At 67.4% G+C, this 18047-nt stretch carries 20 protein-coding genes and 1 pseudogene; 9 read left to right on the forward strand and 12 right to left on the reverse strand.

Features of this window, described 5'->3' with window-relative positions:
• Positions 1 to 81: 81 nt before the first annotated feature.
• Entirely contained in the window at positions 82 to 1374 is a 1293-nt protein-coding gene (locus QSK17_RS11710) for a hypothetical protein (protein ID WP_285704674.1), read from the reverse strand.
• Between the two features lie 281 nt (positions 1375 to 1655).
• On the opposite strand from QSK17_RS11710, the gene QSK17_RS11715 reads away from it, so the two are divergent.
• From QSK17_RS11715 to QSK17_RS11740, 6 genes and pseudogenes are all read left to right on the forward strand, one after another.
• Positions 1656 to 2177, forward strand: coding sequence for an XF1762 family protein (locus tag QSK17_RS11715; protein WP_285704675.1), 522 nt, complete (start codon positions 1656 to 1658; stop codon positions 2175 to 2177).
• On the forward strand, positions 2174 to 2704 hold the full coding sequence (locus QSK17_RS11720) for a DNA-methyltransferase (RefSeq protein WP_285704676.1): 531 nt from the start codon (positions 2174 to 2176) through the stop codon (positions 2702 to 2704). Before QSK17_RS11715 ends, QSK17_RS11720 begins: the two co-directional genes overlap by 4 nt.
• Positions 2701 to 2910 carry a helix-turn-helix domain-containing protein gene (locus QSK17_RS11725; protein ID WP_285704677.1) on the forward strand — a complete coding sequence of 70 codons (210 nt, stop codon included), beginning with the start codon at positions 2701 to 2703 and terminating at the stop codon, positions 2908 to 2910. The genes QSK17_RS11720 and QSK17_RS11725 overlap by 4 nt, the downstream gene beginning before the upstream one ends.
• Positions 2911 to 2989: 79 nt before the next feature.
• Complete coding sequence (locus tag QSK17_RS11730) at positions 2990 to 3361, forward strand: hypothetical protein (protein ID WP_352231788.1); 372 nt, start codon at positions 2990 to 2992, stop codon at positions 3359 to 3361.
• Positions 3345 to 3840, forward strand: a pseudogene (locus QSK17_RS11735) (TetR/AcrR family transcriptional regulator); the annotation flags it as partial. The gene QSK17_RS11730 and the pseudogene QSK17_RS11735, both read left to right, overlap by 17 nt.
• 671 nt (positions 3841 to 4511) lie before the next feature.
• Complete coding sequence (locus tag QSK17_RS11740) at positions 4512 to 4928, forward strand: DUF5753 domain-containing protein (protein WP_285704678.1); 417 nt, start codon at positions 4512 to 4514, stop codon at positions 4926 to 4928.
• Positions 4929 to 5482: 554 nt separating this feature from the next.
• Here the strand turns inward: QSK17_RS11740 and QSK17_RS11745 are convergent.
• Genes QSK17_RS11745 through QSK17_RS11760 form a run of 4 tightly spaced genes read right to left on the reverse strand, consistent with a single transcriptional unit; the run spans position 5483 to position 9507 of the window.
• The gene (locus QSK17_RS11745) at positions 5483 to 6283 is read right to left on the reverse strand and encodes an SDR family NAD(P)-dependent oxidoreductase (protein WP_285704679.1); all 801 of its coding nucleotides are present in this window, start codon (positions 6281 to 6283) and stop codon (positions 5483 to 5485) included.
• A gap of 19 nt (positions 6284 to 6302) precedes the next feature.
• The gene (gene iolB, locus QSK17_RS11750; protein ID WP_285704680.1) at positions 6303 to 7142 is read right to left on the reverse strand and encodes a 5-deoxy-glucuronate isomerase; all 840 of its coding nucleotides are present in this window, start codon (positions 7140 to 7142) and stop codon (positions 6303 to 6305) included.
• Entirely contained in the window at positions 7139 to 8644 is a 1506-nt protein-coding gene (locus QSK17_RS11755) for a flavin-containing monooxygenase (protein ID WP_285704681.1), read from the reverse strand. Before QSK17_RS11755 ends, iolB begins: the two co-directional genes overlap by 4 nt.
• 20 nt (positions 8645 to 8664) lie before the next feature.
• Positions 8665 to 9507: an alpha/beta fold hydrolase gene (locus QSK17_RS11760; protein WP_285704682.1), complete on the reverse strand. Its 843-nt coding sequence runs from the start codon at positions 9505 to 9507 to the stop codon at positions 8665 to 8667.
• Between QSK17_RS11760 and QSK17_RS11765 the strand changes: the two genes are divergently transcribed.
• A complete protein-coding gene (locus QSK17_RS11765; RefSeq protein ID WP_285704683.1) occupies positions 9394 to 10722 on the forward strand; it encodes an alcohol dehydrogenase catalytic domain-containing protein in 1329 nt (442 codons plus the stop codon). The two genes, QSK17_RS11760 and QSK17_RS11765, sit on opposite strands and share 114 nt — an antisense overlap.
• A gap of 17 nt (positions 10723 to 10739) precedes the next feature.
• On the opposite strand, the gene QSK17_RS11770 is transcribed toward QSK17_RS11765, so the two are convergent.
• Positions 10740 to 11303, reverse strand: a complete 564-nt coding sequence (locus QSK17_RS11770) for an IS110 family transposase (RefSeq protein ID WP_285704808.1) — start codon at positions 11301 to 11303, stop codon at positions 10740 to 10742.
• 194 nt (positions 11304 to 11497) lie between these two features.
• Here QSK17_RS11770 and QSK17_RS11775 point away from each other — a divergent pair, with 194 nt between their 5' ends.
• Positions 11498 to 12037 (forward strand): GNAT family N-acetyltransferase, encoded by a 540-nt coding sequence (locus tag QSK17_RS11775; protein ID WP_285704684.1) that lies wholly within the window; start codon positions 11498 to 11500, stop codon positions 12035 to 12037.
• Between the two features lie 276 nt (positions 12038 to 12313).
• On the opposite strand, the gene QSK17_RS11780 is transcribed toward QSK17_RS11775, so the two are convergent.
• The 6 genes from QSK17_RS11780 to QSK17_RS11805 all read right to left on the reverse strand — a co-directional run bounded on the left by QSK17_RS11780 (position 12314) and on the right by QSK17_RS11805 (position 17145).
• A complete protein-coding gene (locus tag QSK17_RS11780; protein ID WP_285704685.1) occupies positions 12314 to 13006 on the reverse strand; it encodes a TetR/AcrR family transcriptional regulator in 693 nt (230 codons plus the stop codon).
• 78 nt (positions 13007 to 13084) lie between these two features.
• Positions 13085 to 13639 (reverse strand): carboxymuconolactone decarboxylase family protein, encoded by a 555-nt coding sequence (locus tag QSK17_RS11785; protein ID WP_285704686.1) that lies wholly within the window; start codon positions 13637 to 13639, stop codon positions 13085 to 13087.
• Between the two features lies 1 nt (position 13640).
• Positions 13641 to 14627 (reverse strand): DUF6282 family protein, encoded by a 987-nt coding sequence (locus tag QSK17_RS11790; protein WP_285704687.1) that lies wholly within the window; start codon positions 14625 to 14627, stop codon positions 13641 to 13643.
• A complete protein-coding gene (locus QSK17_RS11795; RefSeq protein WP_285704688.1) occupies positions 14624 to 15415 on the reverse strand; it encodes an SDR family NAD(P)-dependent oxidoreductase in 792 nt (263 codons plus the stop codon). The genes QSK17_RS11790 and QSK17_RS11795 overlap by 4 nt, the downstream gene beginning before the upstream one ends.
• Before the next feature lie 62 nt (positions 15416 to 15477).
• The gene (locus tag QSK17_RS11800) at positions 15478 to 16287 is read right to left on the reverse strand and encodes an SDR family NAD(P)-dependent oxidoreductase (RefSeq protein ID WP_285704689.1); all 810 of its coding nucleotides are present in this window, start codon (positions 16285 to 16287) and stop codon (positions 15478 to 15480) included.
• Between the two features lie 54 nt (positions 16288 to 16341).
• Positions 16342 to 17145 carry an IclR family transcriptional regulator gene (locus QSK17_RS11805; RefSeq protein WP_352231789.1) on the reverse strand — a complete coding sequence of 268 codons (804 nt, stop codon included), beginning with the start codon at positions 17143 to 17145 and terminating at the stop codon, positions 16342 to 16344.
• Positions 17146 to 17205: 60 nt separating this feature from the next.
• On the opposite strand from QSK17_RS11805, the gene QSK17_RS11810 reads away from it, so the two are divergent.
• Entirely contained in the window at positions 17206 to 18015 is an 810-nt protein-coding gene (locus tag QSK17_RS11810; protein ID WP_285704690.1) for an IclR family transcriptional regulator, read from the forward strand.
• Positions 18016 to 18047 lie beyond the last annotated feature (32 nt).

Raw genomic sequence — 18047 nt, forward strand, 5'->3', positions numbered from 1 at the left:
GGGCGGCAACGGCAGGGCGGCTGCCATCACGGACACCGGTCCGGTCAACCAGGAAGGGGTGGGGGAGAGCGGCCATTGCGCTCACCCGCCCACGACGCGCTTGAGGATGCTCACGAACAGCGGAGCCAGTACGGCGAGCGCATAGCCGAACGCCGCAGCCTTCAACGCACCCTTCGCCTTCTGGACCTCGCCGGGGTCGCCGCCGGCCACCAGGTAGCGCAGCCCGCCGATGGTCAGCATCAGCGTGGCCAACGTGGCCAGCAGGCCGATCAGCCAGCCCCGCAGGTTGTTGAAGACCGCGTTCAGATCCGACGGAGCAGCAGCCGCCGCAGAGGCGGCGAACGCGCCCGTTGCCACGGCGGCAACCACCAGGAAGGCGACTGCCGCTATGGCAAGGCTCCAGAGGATGAGGTAACCCAGCGCGGGTCTGATGCGCCGGGAACAGCGGCCCTTCAGGTGGCGTGCCGGGCCCTGCCGTCCACCGCAGCGGAGGCGGGCCGCGACGGACGGGTGATTGGGAGAGATCCGCGCGGAGCCAGGGGTAGTGCCCCTGCCTCCCTTCGGGTCGGTTGCCGTTTCTGCATCCGGAGTTCCCTGGCTCCGCGCGGAAGCCATATGCACTGCTCCGTCCACATCTGTGGATGAAGGAGAGATCGAGGGGGAGGTCGGGGGTTCGGTTTCCAGCCACCACAGGCCGCCGGCCAGCGTCACGTCACGGCGGTGCCGTGGCTTGCGGACCGGCCCGAGCGTCCGCAATGGCTCGTCCTCCAGCCGTGACAGGCTGATCAGCTCGGCGTCCAGCTCGCTCAGCACGCCCTCGGCCACCGCGTCGATCAGCACCAGGTCCGGGTGGAACCATGGGCGTGACGGTGGAGGCGGCTCGCCCGCTGGCCTCTGTCGCTTGGCCTTGGCGGTGATGTAGCGCAGGGTGTGTTCACCCGCGTGCCGGGCCGCCTCACACAGACGAGGGCGGATGTCGGGCAGGTCGAGATCCACGCGGTGAAGCGCCCGCAGGTAGCCCGCCAGAATCGCAATGTCGATGTCGACGGGGTCTCCGCAGGACATCTCACGAGTCAGCGAGAGCGCAATCGTGCGGAGTGCGGGGATCGCCATTCCCACGGCCGCGACGGTCCACGTGGATCGGGACTGACGGGCGCGGGCGACCAGCTCCCGCCAGACGGCGTCCCGGGCGTCGTCGGTGACGTGCCGGCTGGTGAGCAGCACCCGCAACTCCAGCAGGACAACCGGGCCTCGCGGCAGATCGGGGGCGAGCGTGGCGCAGTCCAGGGACAGGCTGCCGGGGCCTGTCGTCAGCAGCCGGAACGAGGTCTCCGCGGTGTCCAGGGGCGATTCGGTGACGTGGTGGGCGCTCATTTCGTGCTCCGGATCGAGAGAGGTTCGTGGTCTCGAAACCGGTGTACGCACCGCCTCAGAAACGGCTCAGAGGAAATCGGACGTGATCGCTCAGGAATTTCTCAGAACCTCAGAGACAAGCGCTATCTGAGCGCCGCAGCGGCTTCCGAGTATCGCCCTCTGAGCTCAGTGCGGCGGCATCTGAGCAAGCTCTGAGCCCGCTGCTTCCCTGGTCACACGCACTCAGAGTCGCGCAGTCGGCTCCGGGGCGTACATCCGGAGAAACGTGTCCCGACAAAACAATGGAGAACTGGAATGAGACCCAGGAAAACGCCTACGGCGGCCGGCTGAACAACCCGGAGCAGCGGGAGAATCCGCGGCTGGTGATTTCACCGGTCACGATCCGGACCGCACGCGCATTCGTCGCCTGGACCCACCGCTACCTGGCCCCGCCGGTCGACGCTGAGTTCATCACCAGCGTCCAGACCGGCAGCGGAACCCTTGTTGGCGTCGTGTTCGTTGATCGGCCCACTGAATGGGTCTTCGACGACGGCGGCACTGCCGAGGTCATCTGCCTGGCCACCGATGGCACGCCCAACGCCTGCTCCGCACTGCTGGGCGCCGCCTGGCGGGCCGCCCGCGGCATGGGCTACCGGCGGCTGATCGCCCACACCCGCATCGACGAGCCCGGCACCAGCGTGCGTGCCGCCGGGTTCCGTCTCGTCCCTCGCCCGCTCACGTGGCAGGACCGCTCCCGCAGCCCCCAAGGCTCCGACGGCGTGGCCCGCGTGCTGTGGGAGATCTGCACCGGGTGCCGCCGATGACCGCGCCGCGCGAGCCGCACTGGAGCGACGAGCACGCGACCATCTACAACGGCGACGCCCGTGAGGTGCTGGCCGAGTTGGGCGAGTCGATCACCAGGAGTGCACGAGCCGGCGGCAACGAGCCGAACAGCATCACGACGGCATGGCCGCCCCCAGGCAAGTACGGCACGGCCGGTGAGGACTCCGCCGGTGTACGGCATGGAGCGGCAATGCGGCCGACGGGGGAGCGGCACAGCGCAGCTCACCCCAACGGCAAGAACCCCGGGGACGTCTGGCCGATCTCCACCCGGCCACTACGGGCGGCGCACTTCGCGGCCTTCCCGATCGACATCCCACGGAAAGCGATCGCCGCTGGCTGCCGTCCCGGCGGGACCGTCCTGGACCCGTTTGCCGGCAGCGGCACGACCGGCATAGCCGCGCGGCAACTCGACCGGAAGTTCCCCGGCATCGAGCTGAACGAGCCGTTTATCCGGCTTGCTGTCGCGAGAATCCGCGAGGCGGGAGCGGCGTCGGGAGGCATTGCATGAAGCCGATGACCTTCCGCGATCTGCAGGACCTGCCGCCCACTATTGGTCTGATGACCGCTGCCCGTGCCCTCGGCATCGGCCGGTCCAAGGCGTACCAACTCGCCCGTGACGGAGAGTTTCCCGTTCGCATCATCCGCATCGGAGACCTCTACCGTGTCAGCACCGCCGACCTCATGAAGGTTCTCGGGGTGGGCTCGGGCGAGTGATTTGAAGTCGGGTCGCGTCCATGGCGACGGGTATGGACGCGACCCGCGAGGATCGTGACCGCATTCGCGCGGTTGCGAAGTGGTGGTCGGGACATGTCCGACCCCGGCCGTTGCCCGACGCGAACTCACCGTTGTCGGCGCCCGCGAGGGCCTGGCCGCCACCCGCACCCAGGGCTGCGTCGGCGGCGGCTACTCGGGCCGGAGCTACGTCCACTACGGCCTGGGCAACTTCGTCTTCTACAACTGGGGTCCCGAGACCGGGAAGACCGGCGTGCTCACCCTCACGATCAACGGCAGGAAGGTGCTCAAGGACCGCTGGACCCCGGCCCGCATCGACGGCGGCGTGCCCATCCCGGTGACCGGCGAGGCCGGCAAGCAGGCCCTGGCCGAGTACGCGTCGCTGCGCCAGCGCACAGGGCTGACCGCCCGGAGGGATGTCCACTCAGCTTGAAGAGGACGCCGACCCCGCCAATCCCGACCCACTCCGCCGTCGGCCGTTCCAGCGCCGCAGCGCCCGGCGCGTCGAACGGATGCTTGACGCGTGCGCCGAGCTGCTGGACGAGATCGGCTACGAGGCGCTCACCACGACCCGAATCGCCGAGCGCGCCGGTGTCGCGATCGGCTCGGTCTACCAGTTCTTCCCGGACAAGCGGGCGATCACCCAGGCGTTGACCCAGCGCCACGTCGAGCTCTTCGTCGCCCGCGTGGGCCGCCGGTTCATCACGGAGGACTACATCGGCTGGTGGGACGCTGTAGACGCCATCATCGAGGAGTACGTCGAGATGCATCGGAGCGTTCCGGGGTTCCGATCGCTGCATTTCGGCGACATCGCGGATCTCAACCTCCTCGACTCGGTCGCGGATACAAACGGTGATCGCCGGACGGCTCCGAGCGCTGCTGCTCAAGGAGTTCGGCCTCGCCGACAGCGACGGCGGACGCCACCGGCAACCGGTATGCGATCCATGGTTACGTCTCCACCGCCGTCAAACATGGCCGGAACGCGGTCACCGTCATCTACGACGCTTTCCTCGGCCGCGCCTGGCTTCCACCGGTCACCGCGACAGCTTGACCGGCAAGACGCGTCGGCGTTGCCGCGCGCCCGACCTCCGCCACACAAACGCGATCATCCGAAATCGGAATGCAGAGGGGCTGATTGCTTACAAACCATGATCAACTTAGACTGAGTGGCATCGGGTTTGATCGTGACGCCGGAGCGATTTCCTTTTAATACTCAACGTAAGGAAACTTGCAACAATATTCCGCAGGCGTGTCGCGCGTATCGGTGAAAATTGCACTACATTTGCCCGAGTAGGGCGTCCGCCCTTCTTTGCCTTAAGGATCTGAAAGGTCCGATAAGGGGAGGTGGGTCTCGTGGGTCGATCGCAGCGGGGCAGCCACATAGCGGGCTGGCCGAGCGATGGCGGGGCGCCGGACGGCTGGCCACGGCAGCTCCCGCTGGGGCGACGTGGTTCCTGCATTCGACGTTGGCCGCCGTACTGGTCGCGGTCGCGATCCTGGCCGTAGTCGCCACCCTGACCGAGGACTACGCTCTCGAGGTCGTCAGGGCGGTCCAGCCGATCACGCGGTTCGCGTAAGGGGGTGTGCGCAGCCGGGTCGAGGCGAGGACGGCCCGGCAGCAGATCATCATGCGCGAGGACGAGCCGCTCACCCTGTGGGTGGTCATGGACGAGTCCGTCCTCTTGCGAGGCTTCGGGAGCGCCGCGGTGATGCGGGGCCAGCTCGGCCGGCTGGTGACCGTTTCCCGGCAGCCCAACATCCGGATTCAAGTGCTTCCGCTCGACGCCGGACATCCGGTCCACACCGGGTCTTTTCTTCACCTGAAGTTGCCGGAGTTTCACGACGTCGTGTACCTGGAGTCCCTTTTCGATGCACGCTTCGTCGAAGAAGAGGAGACCGTGTACGGCTATGAGATCGCCTTCGACCGGCTGCAGGCCGAGGCCCTCGACGTCGACGCCAGTCGGGAGCTGATCCGACAAACAATCGAACGCTGGAAGTGAATCGCTTCCCTACATCGCCTCAGTACATCGTCTGAGGGGAAAAGACCATAAATGTATCCGATCGATCTCTCCGGTGGCGCAGGCAATGAGGCTGTGGGAGTGACCCAAGGAACGGGCCCGAGGTCTTCGACACTCTTGGGAGACGTCCGTGGCAGATAAGCAGTCGAATCGACGGCGGAGCACCGCACCGTCCCGCGGGTGGGTCACCGTATTGGGGCGGTCCCTAAGCGTTGGTGCCGCCAGCCTCGGAGGGCCCGTCGTGGGCTGGTCGACACACCCCGTGATGGGTCTCGCCGTCGCTCTCTTCGAGCTCATGGCCGTGGCCTCGGTCGTGTGGGCGGCCCTTTTCGGCTCGGAGACGGTGCACGAGCGAGCGTTCCGGCTGCTGCGATGGGTGGGCAACCGCCCGGAGCCTCGCGGACCGCGGAGCCACCCTCCACACCACGATGTAGAAGCCAAGCAGCCCGCTGACCAGTAGCTCAGCGCTTCACCACGACTGGGCGGCCTGCCCGTACGGGGCCGCACGGCATCTCCCTGAACATCACCCGCAGTGGTCAGCGCGGGGCCTCGTGGGATTCTGTTGTCGGAGGCACGATTCCCGTGATCATGAAGCCGGCATCGACGCGGATGGATTCACCGGAGATGAACGAGGCCGCCTCCGACGCCAGGAAGTACGCGAGAGCCGCGACGTCAGCCGGTTCCCCGAAGCGGCCGAGCGGAATTCTCTTCAGTCGCTCCCGGCGGCCGTCTTCGGTTACGGACTGCAGGTTCAACGGGGTCATGATCGTTCCAGGCGCGATGGCGTTCACTCGGATGCCGAGAGGCCCCAGGTCCACGGCCATCGTCCGTACCAGGGCCTCGATCCCCGATTTACTCGCGGAGTACGCGGCCTGACTGCCGTGAGCGATGTGCGCGGACGTCGAGGACATCATCACCACGCTTCCGCGCTTGTGCTCGACCATCAGCCGGGCGGCCTCCTGACCGATCACGAAAGCGCTCGTGAGATTGACGTCAAGGCACGTCCGCCACTCCTCATCCGTCACGTTGAGGAAGTGACGGACGGGGGCGATTCCGATCAGATCGATCACGGATGCCAGCCGCCCGAATGCGGCGCTCGCCTGCTCCAGCATCGATCGGACGGCGCTGCGGTCGCGCGCATCGAAGCCCCACGGTGACACCGGGACCCCGAACTCGTTCGCGAGCTCGGTCGCGAGTTCTCGGACCTGATCGAGGTCCCGGTCCGCGAGGGCGAGCTGCCAACCTTGCGCGGCGAACTCGCGTGCGACTGCTCGTCCGATTCCGCCCACCGCACCGAAGACGGCGACGTATTGGCCGGCTGTGTTGCGATCTGTCATGGTTTCTCCTCCTCGAGACTCAGCTGCTCGGCGGCATCACCATCGGTACTCGCTCGTCCGTCGTCATACTCGGCCAGGAGTCCTTGAAGGGCGCGAGCCGGGGGTCGATCGAGTTCCGGAGTTGTCGCGCTGGCGACGGGCCTGCGAGGACGCAGAGGTAGTAGAGATCGTGCCCGGGCGCGGCGACCGTGGTGTGGTAGCCCCACGGCATCAGACTGATATCCCCGTCGCTAACGACGGATGAGAGATCGAAGTTCCGTTCCGGGCTGTAGATGCGCTGGATTGCCCAGCCGGCGTCGGGGTCCCTGGTGCGGTAGTAGTAGAGCTCTTCGAGTTGCGCTTCAGTGTCCGTGTCGCGTTCGTGCTTATGCGGCGGATAGCCGGACCAGTTGCCACCGGGCGTCCAGACCTCGACGAGAAGCAGGCGGTCGGCGGCCGCTGATGACGACAGCAGGTTTCCGACCTGGCGCGTGGCGACTCCCGCCCCGCGCACTTCGACATCCACCATGTCCGGGGTGACCAGATGCGGCTCGCGTCGCTCACGCGCCGGGGCCGAGGCGATGGCGACCTGACCGCCTCGGTCGCTGCGCACAGCGCCGCGCATCTCTCTCGGAGCGTAGAGACAGCTGCCGGTCGCCGCGAACACCCCGCCCGGCCGGCCGAAACGGAACCCGCCGTTCCCAACGACCGCCTCGAACTCACCCTCGATCGGAACGAGAGCGCGCTCGTGATGGTCCGCTCGCCACGCAAATTCACGGCCCGGAGGAAGGGTGACGACCTCGAAAGAGACGAACGTCCAGCCCGCGAGCTCCGGAGTGATCCGTTGCCAGCCCCGGCGAAGGACCTGCGGCCGGTTCACGGAAGCGCCAGCTGGTCGACCTGGTACGGACGAGGGTCGAAGGACCCGTTGACGGCGCGGAAGCTGTGCGCGAAATCCGGCCACAGCGTCGTCAATCGACCGTTCCGCTGATCGACATACCAGCTCCTGCAGCTTCCGTCCAGCCACACGGTTCCTCGCGCGGTGTCCTCGAGCATCTGCATGAAGGTCTCTTCGGCGGCTTCCGTGACTTCGAGCTCGTCGAGACCTGACTCGTCGAGGTAGTCGAGAGCTTCGGCGATGTATGCCATCTGTGATTCGGCGACGTAGACCGCCGAATTGTGTCCGAGTCCCGTGTTCGGTCCGTTGATGATCCACAGATTGGGGAACTCGGGTACCGCCATGGTCGCGTAGGCCTGCATGCCGCCCGACCACCTCTCGCTGAGGCTGACCCCGCCCACGCCGAAGATCTGATGAGCGATCGGGAGGTCCGTCGCCTCGAATCCCGTGCACAGCACCAGGGCGTCGAGGTCGTGCTCGGTGCCCGAGGCGGTCTCGATCCCGCGCGGCGTGACCCTTGCGATCGGGTCCGTCTCGAGCAGCACGTTCGGGCGGTTGAAGGTCGGGTAATAGTCGTCGGACTTGAGCACACGCTTGCATCCGAACGTGTAGTCAGGCGTCAGCTTCCGGGCGATCTCGGGGTCGTCGACCTGCCGACGGAGATGAGCCAGCGCGACGTCCGCGGCGGCCTTGACGAGGCTGGGCGTTCCGCGACGCTGGGCGTAGCGCCCCTCGTTCGCCCAGAAGAATCCTTCGCGTTCCTCCCGCATCGTCTCGGGGAGCCGGGCGAACATGCGCTTCTCGGCATCGGTGTAGGCGCGGTCCGGGCGGGGGGTGATGTAGGGCGCGCTCCGCTGGAACACGACCAATCGAGATGCGACCTTCGCCAACTCCGGGACGACCTGGATGGCGGTGGCACCGGATCCGATGATCCCGATCTGCTTGCCCTCGAGGTCGGCGTCGTGGTTCCATCGCGCGGAGTGGAACTTCGTGTCCTCGAAGGTCTCGACTCCCTCGATCGACGGGAGTCGCGGCTCGGAGAGGTGCCCCACTGCGGAGACAAGCGTCCGGGCTCGATATCGGCCGGCGGAGGTGTCGACGTCCCACACCGACTCCGCCGCGTTCCAGTGGGCCTGGCGCATCTCCGTCTCAAACGAGATGTGGTCGAGGAGGCCCTCCTCGCGTGCCGTCTCACGCAGGTACTCGAGGATCTCCGGCTGGGTCGCGAAGATCCGCGACCAGTCCGGCTTGAGCCGGAAGGAGAACGAGTAGAGGTGCGACGGAACGTCGCAGGCAGCGCCCGGGTAGGTGTTGTACCACCAGGTGCCGCCCACCTCGGCGGCACGCTCCAGGATCACGAAAGACCGGCGGCCCCGCCTGGCTAGGGTCGCTCCCATCCCGATTCCGCCGAATCCGGCGCCGACGATCAGGACGTCGACCTCCGTGACGCCGTCTGCGTCGTCATCGTGCTTCGTGCGAGTCATCGCGATCACCACTCTCTCTTTCAGACCGTTATGGGTTCCAGTACCGTGCCGGGCGGAACCGCGGACGGCGCTGAGACGAAGTCGTCGACCAGCTTGAAGAGGTACGCGGGATTCTCCACGGTGACCGCGTGCCCGGTGGCCACCTCTGCGAATCGGGCGTCGTCGATCGCTCCGAACAACAGCCGACTGTGCCGGATCGGCGCCATCTGGTCATCGACGGCTCCCACGACGAGAGTCGGGGTGACGATGCGACCGACTTCAGCGGAGATGTCGATCCGCCGATTCAGGTCCATCGTCGCCGGCAGGCTCGCCGCCAGCTCGCGAGCGTCGACCAGCGCGCGCACCTCCGCGTCGGTACGCGACGCGAGGAAGGGCGAGCCGTACGACGTGAAGGTCATGTACTCGCGGAGCGCCTCCTGATCCCGCTCGAACAGCTTCCGCCACACCGTGTTCCGAAGACGCTGCTGCGAGTCGGTCCGCATCCAACCCGCGACGAGGGTGAGGCTGCTCAGGAGAGGCGCATGGTCGGCCGCGACGGCGGCCGCGACGACCGCCCCGAGGGAGTAGCCGACAAGCGCGACGGGCTCACCCGCTGCCCGCGCCTCGAGCACGGCCACGACGTCATTGACGAGGTCGCCGACTTCCACGCCGCCGTCTGGCACAGCCAGATCGACGCCGATGACCCGGTGACGCGCGGCGAGCATCGGGAAGAGGGTCCCGAAGTGCGACTTCGTCGTGCCACCCGTTCCGTGGATCAGGAGGACCGTGCTTCGGAAATCGCCCGGACGCCCGGTGTCGTGGTATCGAACGCCGCCGTTAGGGCCGGCGATGACGTCGCTGACCGCGTCTGGATGGAGGTCCACAGTACTTCCTCATTAATTGATAGTTCACTCCGATCGGAGTATGCTTTCATAATAGGCGAAGTCGGGCGCGGGAGACAAGGAAGTTCGATGAAGATCCGTGGAGCCGTCCTCACCGAGATCGGCCAGCAACGGCCGTACGCGGCAAGCCGTCCGCTGACCGTGCGGGAAGTCGAACTCGATTCCCCCGGTCCGGGGGAAGTGCTCGTCCGCATCGAGGCCGCGGGCGTCTGCCACTCGGACCTCTCGGTGGTCGACGGAAACCGAGCCAGGCCCGTGCCCATGCTGCTCGGACATGAGGCGGCCGGCATCGTCGAGCAGGTCGGCGCCGGAGTCACGGACACCGACGTCGGCCAGCGCGTCGTCACTGTCTTCCTGCCGCGGTGCGGAACCTGCGATAACTGCCGCACCGAGGGGCGTCTCCCGTGCAGTGTCGGAAGCGAGGCGAACGGCGCGGGAACTCTTCTCGGCGGGGCGAGGCGACTGCATCTCGACGGCCAGGACGTCAACCATCACCTCGGGGTCTCGGGGTTCGCCACGCACGCCGTCGTCAATCGCCGTTCAATCGTTCCAGTGGGCGAGGACGTCCCGCACGACGTCGCGGCGCTCCTCGGCTGCGCGGTCCTCACTGGCGGCGGAGCCGTCATCAACGCCGGCCGACCCGCTCCGGGCCAGGATGTGATGATCGTCGGACTGGGTGGCGTGGGTATGGCCGCTCTCCTCACCGCCGTCGCGCTGTCTCTGGACTCAACCCCGCGCGGCGCGGTCATCGGCGTCGATTCGAACCCGGACAAGCTCCGGCGAGCGGAGGAGCTCGGAGCGACTCGAGTGCTCTCTCCGGCCGAGGTCGCCGATTCCGGTCTCAAGGCTCCCGTCGTCATCGAGGCTGCGGGTCACCCGCGCGCGTTCGAGACGGCGGTCGCTGCGACCATGCCGGGAGGGACCACCGTCACTGTGGGACTCCCATCGCCCGAGGCGCGGTCGGAGATCTCTCCCCTCGGCCTGACGGCCGAAGCGAGATCGATCGTCGGCTCGTACTTGGGCTCGGCGGTTCCCAGCCGGGACGTCCCTGTGTTCGAGCAGATGTGGCGCGAGGGCCGGCTTCCGGTTGAGCGACTCGTGACCTCGCGGATCCCGCTCGACGAGATCAATATGGCCATGGACGACCTCGCGGACGGCCGCGCCGTGCGTCAGATCATCGATCTGACGCACGTATGACACTCCCTGTGTCACCCTCACGCAGCAACGGGCTCGTTGAGAGCTGCTGCCGCGCCATGTTTGGCGGGGTCGTACAGCACGCCGTCATGCCAGCAGCGCCAGATCACGCGGATCCAGGCGCGGGCGAGCACGCGGATGGCGTGCGGGTGGTCCTTGCCCGACTTGCGGGCGTCGTCGCAGTAGGGCACCGCTACGCGCAGCCGGTGCTGGCGCTGCCGGAGGTACTCGGCGATGACTGCTGCGTCCCCGGTGTCGGACTTCGCGCCGGACAGCACCTCGCCGTCACGCCAGGTCTTAATGGCGTTCGGGGAGACCGGGACGACCGGGTGCCCGGCCTCCAGCAGCAGGTCGACCAGGCGACCGTTGGGGCGTTCGATCCCGATCTGCACATCGGCCGGATCGGCGTGCTTGGCCAGGCGGCGGATCAGCATCGCGATCGCTTCGGCCGAGTGCTTGATCGTGAACCGGTCGGCGATCTTTCCGGTGGCGTCCATGACGCAGACGGCGTGAACCCCTGCGGCCCAGTCGAGGCCGGCGAAGAACTGTGCGGGGGAGCAGTGCGAGAGGCAACGTGACTCCAGGGGGGTGGCAGCGACAGCGGCTCGGCGGCGGCGAGGCCTGCTCCCGGGCGGTCACTAAGAACCTGCTGACAAAGGGTTTGGTCGCTGAGGTTGGGACCAAGGCCCGGGACTCCCAAAGCTACGGCGAGCCGCAAAGTAGCGGTCAAGGCCTTCCTTTCGGATCACTCTCACAAGCGTGCGATAGGTTGCCCGCCATGACCGAGATTGGACCCGTCGCCTGGCCGCCCGCCCCAATCAGGACCGAGCGCCTCGTGCTCCGTGAGACCGAGGCCCGGGACCGTGCGGTGTTCATCGAGCTGCTGGCGTCGCCAGAGGTGCACACCTACCTCGGCGGCCCCCGCCCTCGTGACGAGCTTGAGCGCGAGATGCCCGTGGTGCCCGAGCGGTGGCCCGGGAGTTTCGTCGTTGATCTTGATGGGGCGATGATCGGCCAGATCCTGCTCAGGAGAGCAACGGAGCACCGCCGCCCGGCTGCCGTGGGGAAGGCCGATCTCGGTTACCTGTTCCTGCCGCGGGCGTGGGGATCCGGGTACGCCGCCGAGGCGTGCGCGGCGGCACTCGGCTGGTTCGACGGCGTCCTTCCCGGCGAGCCGGTGGTGCTCACCACCCAGACCGCCAACGTCGGCTCGATGCGCCTCGCGGCAAAGCTGGGGTTCACCGAGGTAGAGCGGTTCCAGGCATGGGACGCCGAGCAGTGGCTCGGCCTGCGGTCCCCGGTCGAGCCGTTCACTTGAGCTCGGCCGTTTCTTTCAGATCGCGTTCATGTCCCAATGGTCTTACTAGGGCTACATCAACAAGATCGGCCCAGCCCTCTACGCTCCCGTCCCCGCGAGCCCTTAAGCCTTTGTCAGCAGGCTCTAACCGGCGCTCTATGGCGCATCTCCCTGTTGCCGGTCCGAAGCCTTGCGAGAGCCGGGGGCGGTGGTGTCATACAGGCCGTCGAGCGGCGACCGCATCAGACCGTCACCCCGGCTTCCGCCGAGTCCCTTCACCATGGTGCCCTAGTGATCTCAACGGCCGGCCAGGACCAGCGGGAGGAGCTGCGCGTCGAGCCGCGTGCGGACCCGCTCCCCCAGACTCTCGAAGGTGAATCCGCGAACTGACCGCCGGAGCACCTCGTGGACGTAGATCCCCTGGCAGTTCTGGGCGACCACCCGCGCATCGACAGCGGCGAAGAGGGCACCGGCCTCCTGCCCCTCTGCGATGATCGACGCGACGAGATCAATGATCCTGTCGCCCTGCGCGCCGTTCTGCGCGCCCAGTTGACTTCCCGCGACGAAGGCGTACTGCAGGTAGCTCGTGACGTTCTCGGGGTCCTGGAGATAGAAGTCCGCCCGAGCGCGATAGACCGCGTGGACGCGCGAGAGGTAGTTATGCGCTCCGCGGTCCCCTGCCTCCACCGCGGACCGGGCGTCGGCTTCGATGATGGCCTCGATGTCGTGGTCCATCTTGTCGCCGATGACCAGGAGCAGAAGTTCATGCTTGCTGGACACGTACCGAAAGAGCGTCGCCTCGCCCACCTCGGCGCGCTGAGCCACCTCGCGCGTCGTGATCTGCTCGTAGCCCTTCTCGGCGAGCAGCTCTACGGCGGCCTTGCGAATCCTGTTCAGAGTCTCCCGACGCGAACGCTCCCGAAGTCCGAGAGGCTTGTTCTCCGTCTCCGAGGCGCCGCCGGACGTCGAGCCGTTGGACGTCACGGTCATGCCTCCCTCACCACCGAGCCGGATCCTGAGTTCCGATGCCACTCACCCTAGCCCAGCGACCGACACCGCCGCAGACGGCTACCGCGTGCTGAGCGGGATCCCCGCGGGAGGCAGACGGTCGTCGGCGTCGAGATCCATTGAGAGCACGACGAGCGAGACCAGCCGGTAGAACCCGACGACCAGCGCGATGTCCACCGCCTGGGCGGCGGGGAAATTGCTCAGCTCGCCGACAGCCGAACGAGGATCCGTGCCCGTGACGGTACGGTCGACGAACCGGAGCGCCTCCGCGGTTGTCCCGCTGAAGTGGGGACTGCTCTGCCAGGTCTCCAGCGAGGCGAGCGCCTCGTCCGGCACGCCGGTAGCGGCGGCGAGCCGGAGGTGCCGCTTCCACTCGTAGTCCACGCCCAGGAGCTGGACGGTGCGCAGGATGATCAGCTCCCGCAGTTGCGGATCGAGCGAGGTGCCCGTGCGCACGTAGCGGGAGAAGGTCTCGTACGCGCTGAGGCCGTCGGGCGAATGAGCCATCAGGCTCATCAGACCGGGCAGGGAGCCGCGCTCGGCGATCACCGACGCGATGACGCGCGCCTGGTCCTCGCTCGCGGCGTCTTCGGTCACGTAGGGCAGGAGCGCCATGTCAGTTCTTCAGCTCGTTCCGGGTAGTCGGCGGACGGTGGTCATCCTGGTCGAGTCGCAACAGGCGTCGCGGATTCTCGACCGCCATCGCGCGTACTTCGTCCCCTGTGAAGCCGCTGGCGAGCAGGAGCGTCGCGAACACGCGCATGCTCTCGATGGGAGATGGCGCGATCTTCATTCCCGAGTCAGACGCCAGGACGTAATGCTCGGGTCCGATCTCCCGCATGGCGGCGAACATCTCCACGGCGGCATCCGTGACCGGGTATCCGAACGCCTTCATCGCCGGTTGCCAGCTGATGGCCGCCTCTTCAATGCAGGCGCCGAGCTCGACGGCGCGCTTCTTCTGGTCGAGGCTCCACCGGACGCCGCCCGAGGAGGCATGCGTGACGACCATCCGGGTGACCCCCGCCGCTCGCGCATGCTCGAGGAACACCAACGCCTCGTCGGGCCCGAGGTGGCTCGTCGCCAGGACCATGTCCTCCTCGGCGATCACATCGAGCACCTCGCGCGCTTGCGGCGTGATCGGCCTGTCGATGTCACCGCCGGGGAAGGGGGAGAGCGCCTTGGCCTGATCCTCCGCGTCGAGTCCGAGAAGCCTCGCCCGGAAGAGCGAGGAGCGTTCGGGCATCCATACGACGCGCCCCGGCCGGAATCCCCGGTCGTAGCCTTCGTGGGCGGCAACGCGGACGGCGTCCGCGTTGATGCCGCCGACCGCAAAGTTGAGCACCACGCCGCCGAGGACCTGGACGCCTCCCGCGTAGCGGTTGGCGAGGAATGCGGCCGGACACGACGAACCGAACCAGTTCTTCAGGACCACCGCGCGCATCCCCGCGTCGGCTGCGGCGCGCGACAACTGGAAGACATCGACGAGGAACATGGAGTCGTCGATGAAGGGCGCCGCATGCACGTGCGTGTCGACGGCTCCCTCTAGAAGCCGGTCGGGCAGAGGCGGCTGAACCGACACGTCGATCGAGTCGATGTCGCTCATGCGCTGACCGGCCGGATCCCGGTGATGAGGAAGCCGGCATCGGCGGCGAGGCCAAGCCCGGTAAGGATCGCGGCGTCGTCGGAGACGAGGAACGCGACGATGCCCGCGATGTCCTCGGGCTCGCCGAAGCGGCCGAGAGGAATCCGCTCGAGCCGCTTGGCGCGATCTGAGTCGGAGAGGGCCGCCCGGTTCATCTCGGTCATGACCGCTCCGGGCGCCACGGCGTTGACCCTGATGCCGTACGGTCCCAAGTCGACGGCCATCGCCCTGACGAGAGCCTCGATTCCCGCCTTGCTCGCGGCGTACGCGGCCTGATTGCCGTGAGCCACCTGGGCGCTCAGTGAGGAAAGATATACGATCCGTCCGCCGCCGGTCTCGGCCATCAGCTTGGCGACCTCCTGACCGAGGACGAAGCCCCCCGTGAGGTTCACCCGGAGCGCCGCATCCCACTCTGCGTCGCTCACCTCGAGGAACGGTGCGATGGGTGCGACTCCGACCAGGTTGACCAGGATGTCGGGAGCCCCGGCCTCCGCGCGGATGCTCTCCACCGCCGTCCGAACGGCCGCTCGATCGCTGATGTCCGCCACCGCCGAGATGGCCGTGGCGCCGCGCTCACGGAGCTCCGCGACGAGGGCATTCAGCTGTTCGCGGTCGATGTCGATGAGCGCGATCGCGGCGCCTTCGTCGGCGAGCCGCTGGGTGACCGCGCGACCGATGCCGCCTGATCCTCCGGCGATGATCGCGACCTGGCCGTCCAGCGGTCGGGGCCGTGGGGCGAGGTTCTGCATGGTGCTTCCTTCTTTTCTGAAACGAGTAGTCCCTCGTGGCCGCGCCACGACCTACGTGCCGGTCAGGCCGCGAGCCACCCGCCGTCGACCGGCAGGCCGACTCCGGTGACGAAGCTCGCGGCATCCGACGCGAGGAACACGGCCGGACCGACGATCTCCGAGGGCTCGCCCGCGCGGTGGCGCATGATCCGTGCCTCCATCCAGGCGCGCGTGTCCGGGTCGTCGACCAGGTTGGCGCGCGAAAGCGGGGTGAGAATCGGACCGGGGACGAGCGCATTCACGCGCACGCCTTTCGTCGCCCATTCGTTCGCCAGAACCCGGGTCAGCGAGAGGACCCCGCCTTTCGAAGCCGCATATGGAGCCTGATTCTGAGCAGGCGCGAACGCGTAGATCGAGCTTATGTTGATGATGGAGCCGGATCCCGCTTGCGTCATCACCGCCCCCTCCGCCCGAGCGCAGGCGTAGACGCCTTCGAGGTTCACGGCGAGGATGCGAGAGAATGCGGCCGAGTCGAGATCGAGCGCGGGACGACGATCGTTGATGCCCGCAAGGTTGACCGCGGTGTCCAGCCCGCCGAGCGACTTCGCGATCTCCGCGATGCGCGACGCGACGTCATCCGTCTTCTGCACGTCCAGCTGCCATGCGGAGACCTCGCCGCCCATGTGGTTGAGCACCGACGCCAAACCCTCGGCCTTCTCGAGATTGACATCGGCAACCGCGACCCGCGCCCCGAGCGTCGAGAATCCGCAAGCCATCGCCTCGCCGAGACCGGAGGCTCCCCCCACGAGGAGCACCCGCTGGCCGCTGACGTCGAAAGCCCGGCTCATCCGCGAAGAGATCTCTTGCAACGCATCATGATCCACAGCGACCATCTGACCTCATCTCCTCGGATGGTTCGGATATGCGCACATGATACGCATATCCGACTATGGCGCGGGAGTGGGAGTCGGTCGATGCGTGGGTTGAATGCCCCCTGATGCATGCGTCAGCAGGCTCGCGAGGTCGTACAGATCGCCGAGGTGGGCGAAAATGTCATCCAGCGGTCGCCCCTTGAGGTTGCTCATCGCGACCGCCGCCACCGCGCGGCCCCGCGCGGCGAAGATCGGGATCCCGACCGCGTAGATCCCCGTCACCGTCGCTTCGTCGTCGATCGAGTATCCGCGCTCCCGGGTGCTCGCGAGCTCCCCCCAAAACGCCGCCTCGCTGGATCCATCGGGGTACGAGGCGCCGTCCAGCGGGTACCGCGCGAGCAGGGTGCTTACCTCGGCCTCCGTCCGGAACGCGAGGATCGCCCGCCCCGTCGCGGTGGTGTAGGCAGGCAAGGTCCAGCCGACGGTCGAGTGCCCGATCGGCGAGGACCCGGCTCGGCGAGCGAGATAGACGCTGCGTACCTCGTCGAGCGTCGCGAGGATCACGGTCGATGTCGGTGGCCAGTCGAACTCGACGTAACGCCGCCGGAACTCTTCCGCGAGATCAAGTTGGCTCGAGTACGCGCGCCCGAGCGACACGAGTCTCGCGCCGAGCTCGTATCTGTCTGCGGCGTTCCGCTCAATTAGATCATTCGCGACGAGCGATGCGCAGATCCCGAACACCGTGCTCTTCGGAAGGGCGAGCGATTTGGTGATCTGCGCGAGCGAGAGCGGCTCGTCGGAGTCGGCGAGCAAGGCGATGACCCGAGCGGCCTTGTCCACTGAGGGAACGGGCGGATCCGGCGTGGCGACCACGGCCACAGTTTACGGTCGCCGGACCGTCGGGCGACCGCAACGCGATCGCACCCGTATTCTGGAGTCATGTCAGGCGCTTCGGGCCGGGTGCCCTCGGTGGATAAGGCCGCCGAGATCGTGGGGCTCCTCTCCGAGAGCGGAGTCCCGCTGCGTCTCAATGACCTCGCCACATCTCTCGGGATCGCCAAGAGCACCGCGCTCGGAATCTGCGCCACCCTGGTCCAGCACGAACTGATCGAGCGGCTCTCCGACGACACCTACCGGCCCGGTGTCGGGCTGCTGCGACTGGGTACGGTCTTCCTCGAACGGCTCCGCGTCCTCAAGCACTTCGAGGACGCGTGCGACGAGATCATGCCCCGCCCGCGGGCGACCGTCGTGTTGGGCATCCTGCGGGAGGATCGCGTGCTCTACGTGGGGCGGCGCGAGGGGCGCAGCCCCATCGGTATCTCGCACGTGGGTGTCACCCTTCCGGCGTGGACGACATCGACCGGACGGGCGATCCTCAGCCGTCGGCCCCCTCAGGAGGTGGCCGACCTCCTCCGGCGGTATCCACCGGTCAAGCAGACGCGGCGGTCCCGGACGGATCCGAAGGAGCTGCTGAGTCTCTTGACAGTGGCTGCGGTGAACGGATATGCGGTGGACGACGAGGAGACCGTCGAAGGCGTCGTCGGTTGCGGCGCGGCCATCATCGACGGAGCCGGAGCCGGCGTCGCGGCGGTGGCCATGAGCTGCACGAGCACCATGGCCGACGACCGGTACCGCGCCGTCGTCTCGGCGGAGATCGTGGGACTCGGTGAGGAGATCGGGCGTCGCCTCCGATCGGACGCCGAAGCCTGCCATCCCTCGGCGAGCAGGGTCCCGGCAAAGTCGGTTTAGTGGCGATTGATCACCTGATCCCGAGGATCTGG

Source organism: Microtetraspora sp. NBRC 16547, assembly GCF_030268965.1.
Lineage (GTDB): Bacteria > Actinomycetota > Actinomycetes > Streptosporangiales > Streptosporangiaceae > Microtetraspora.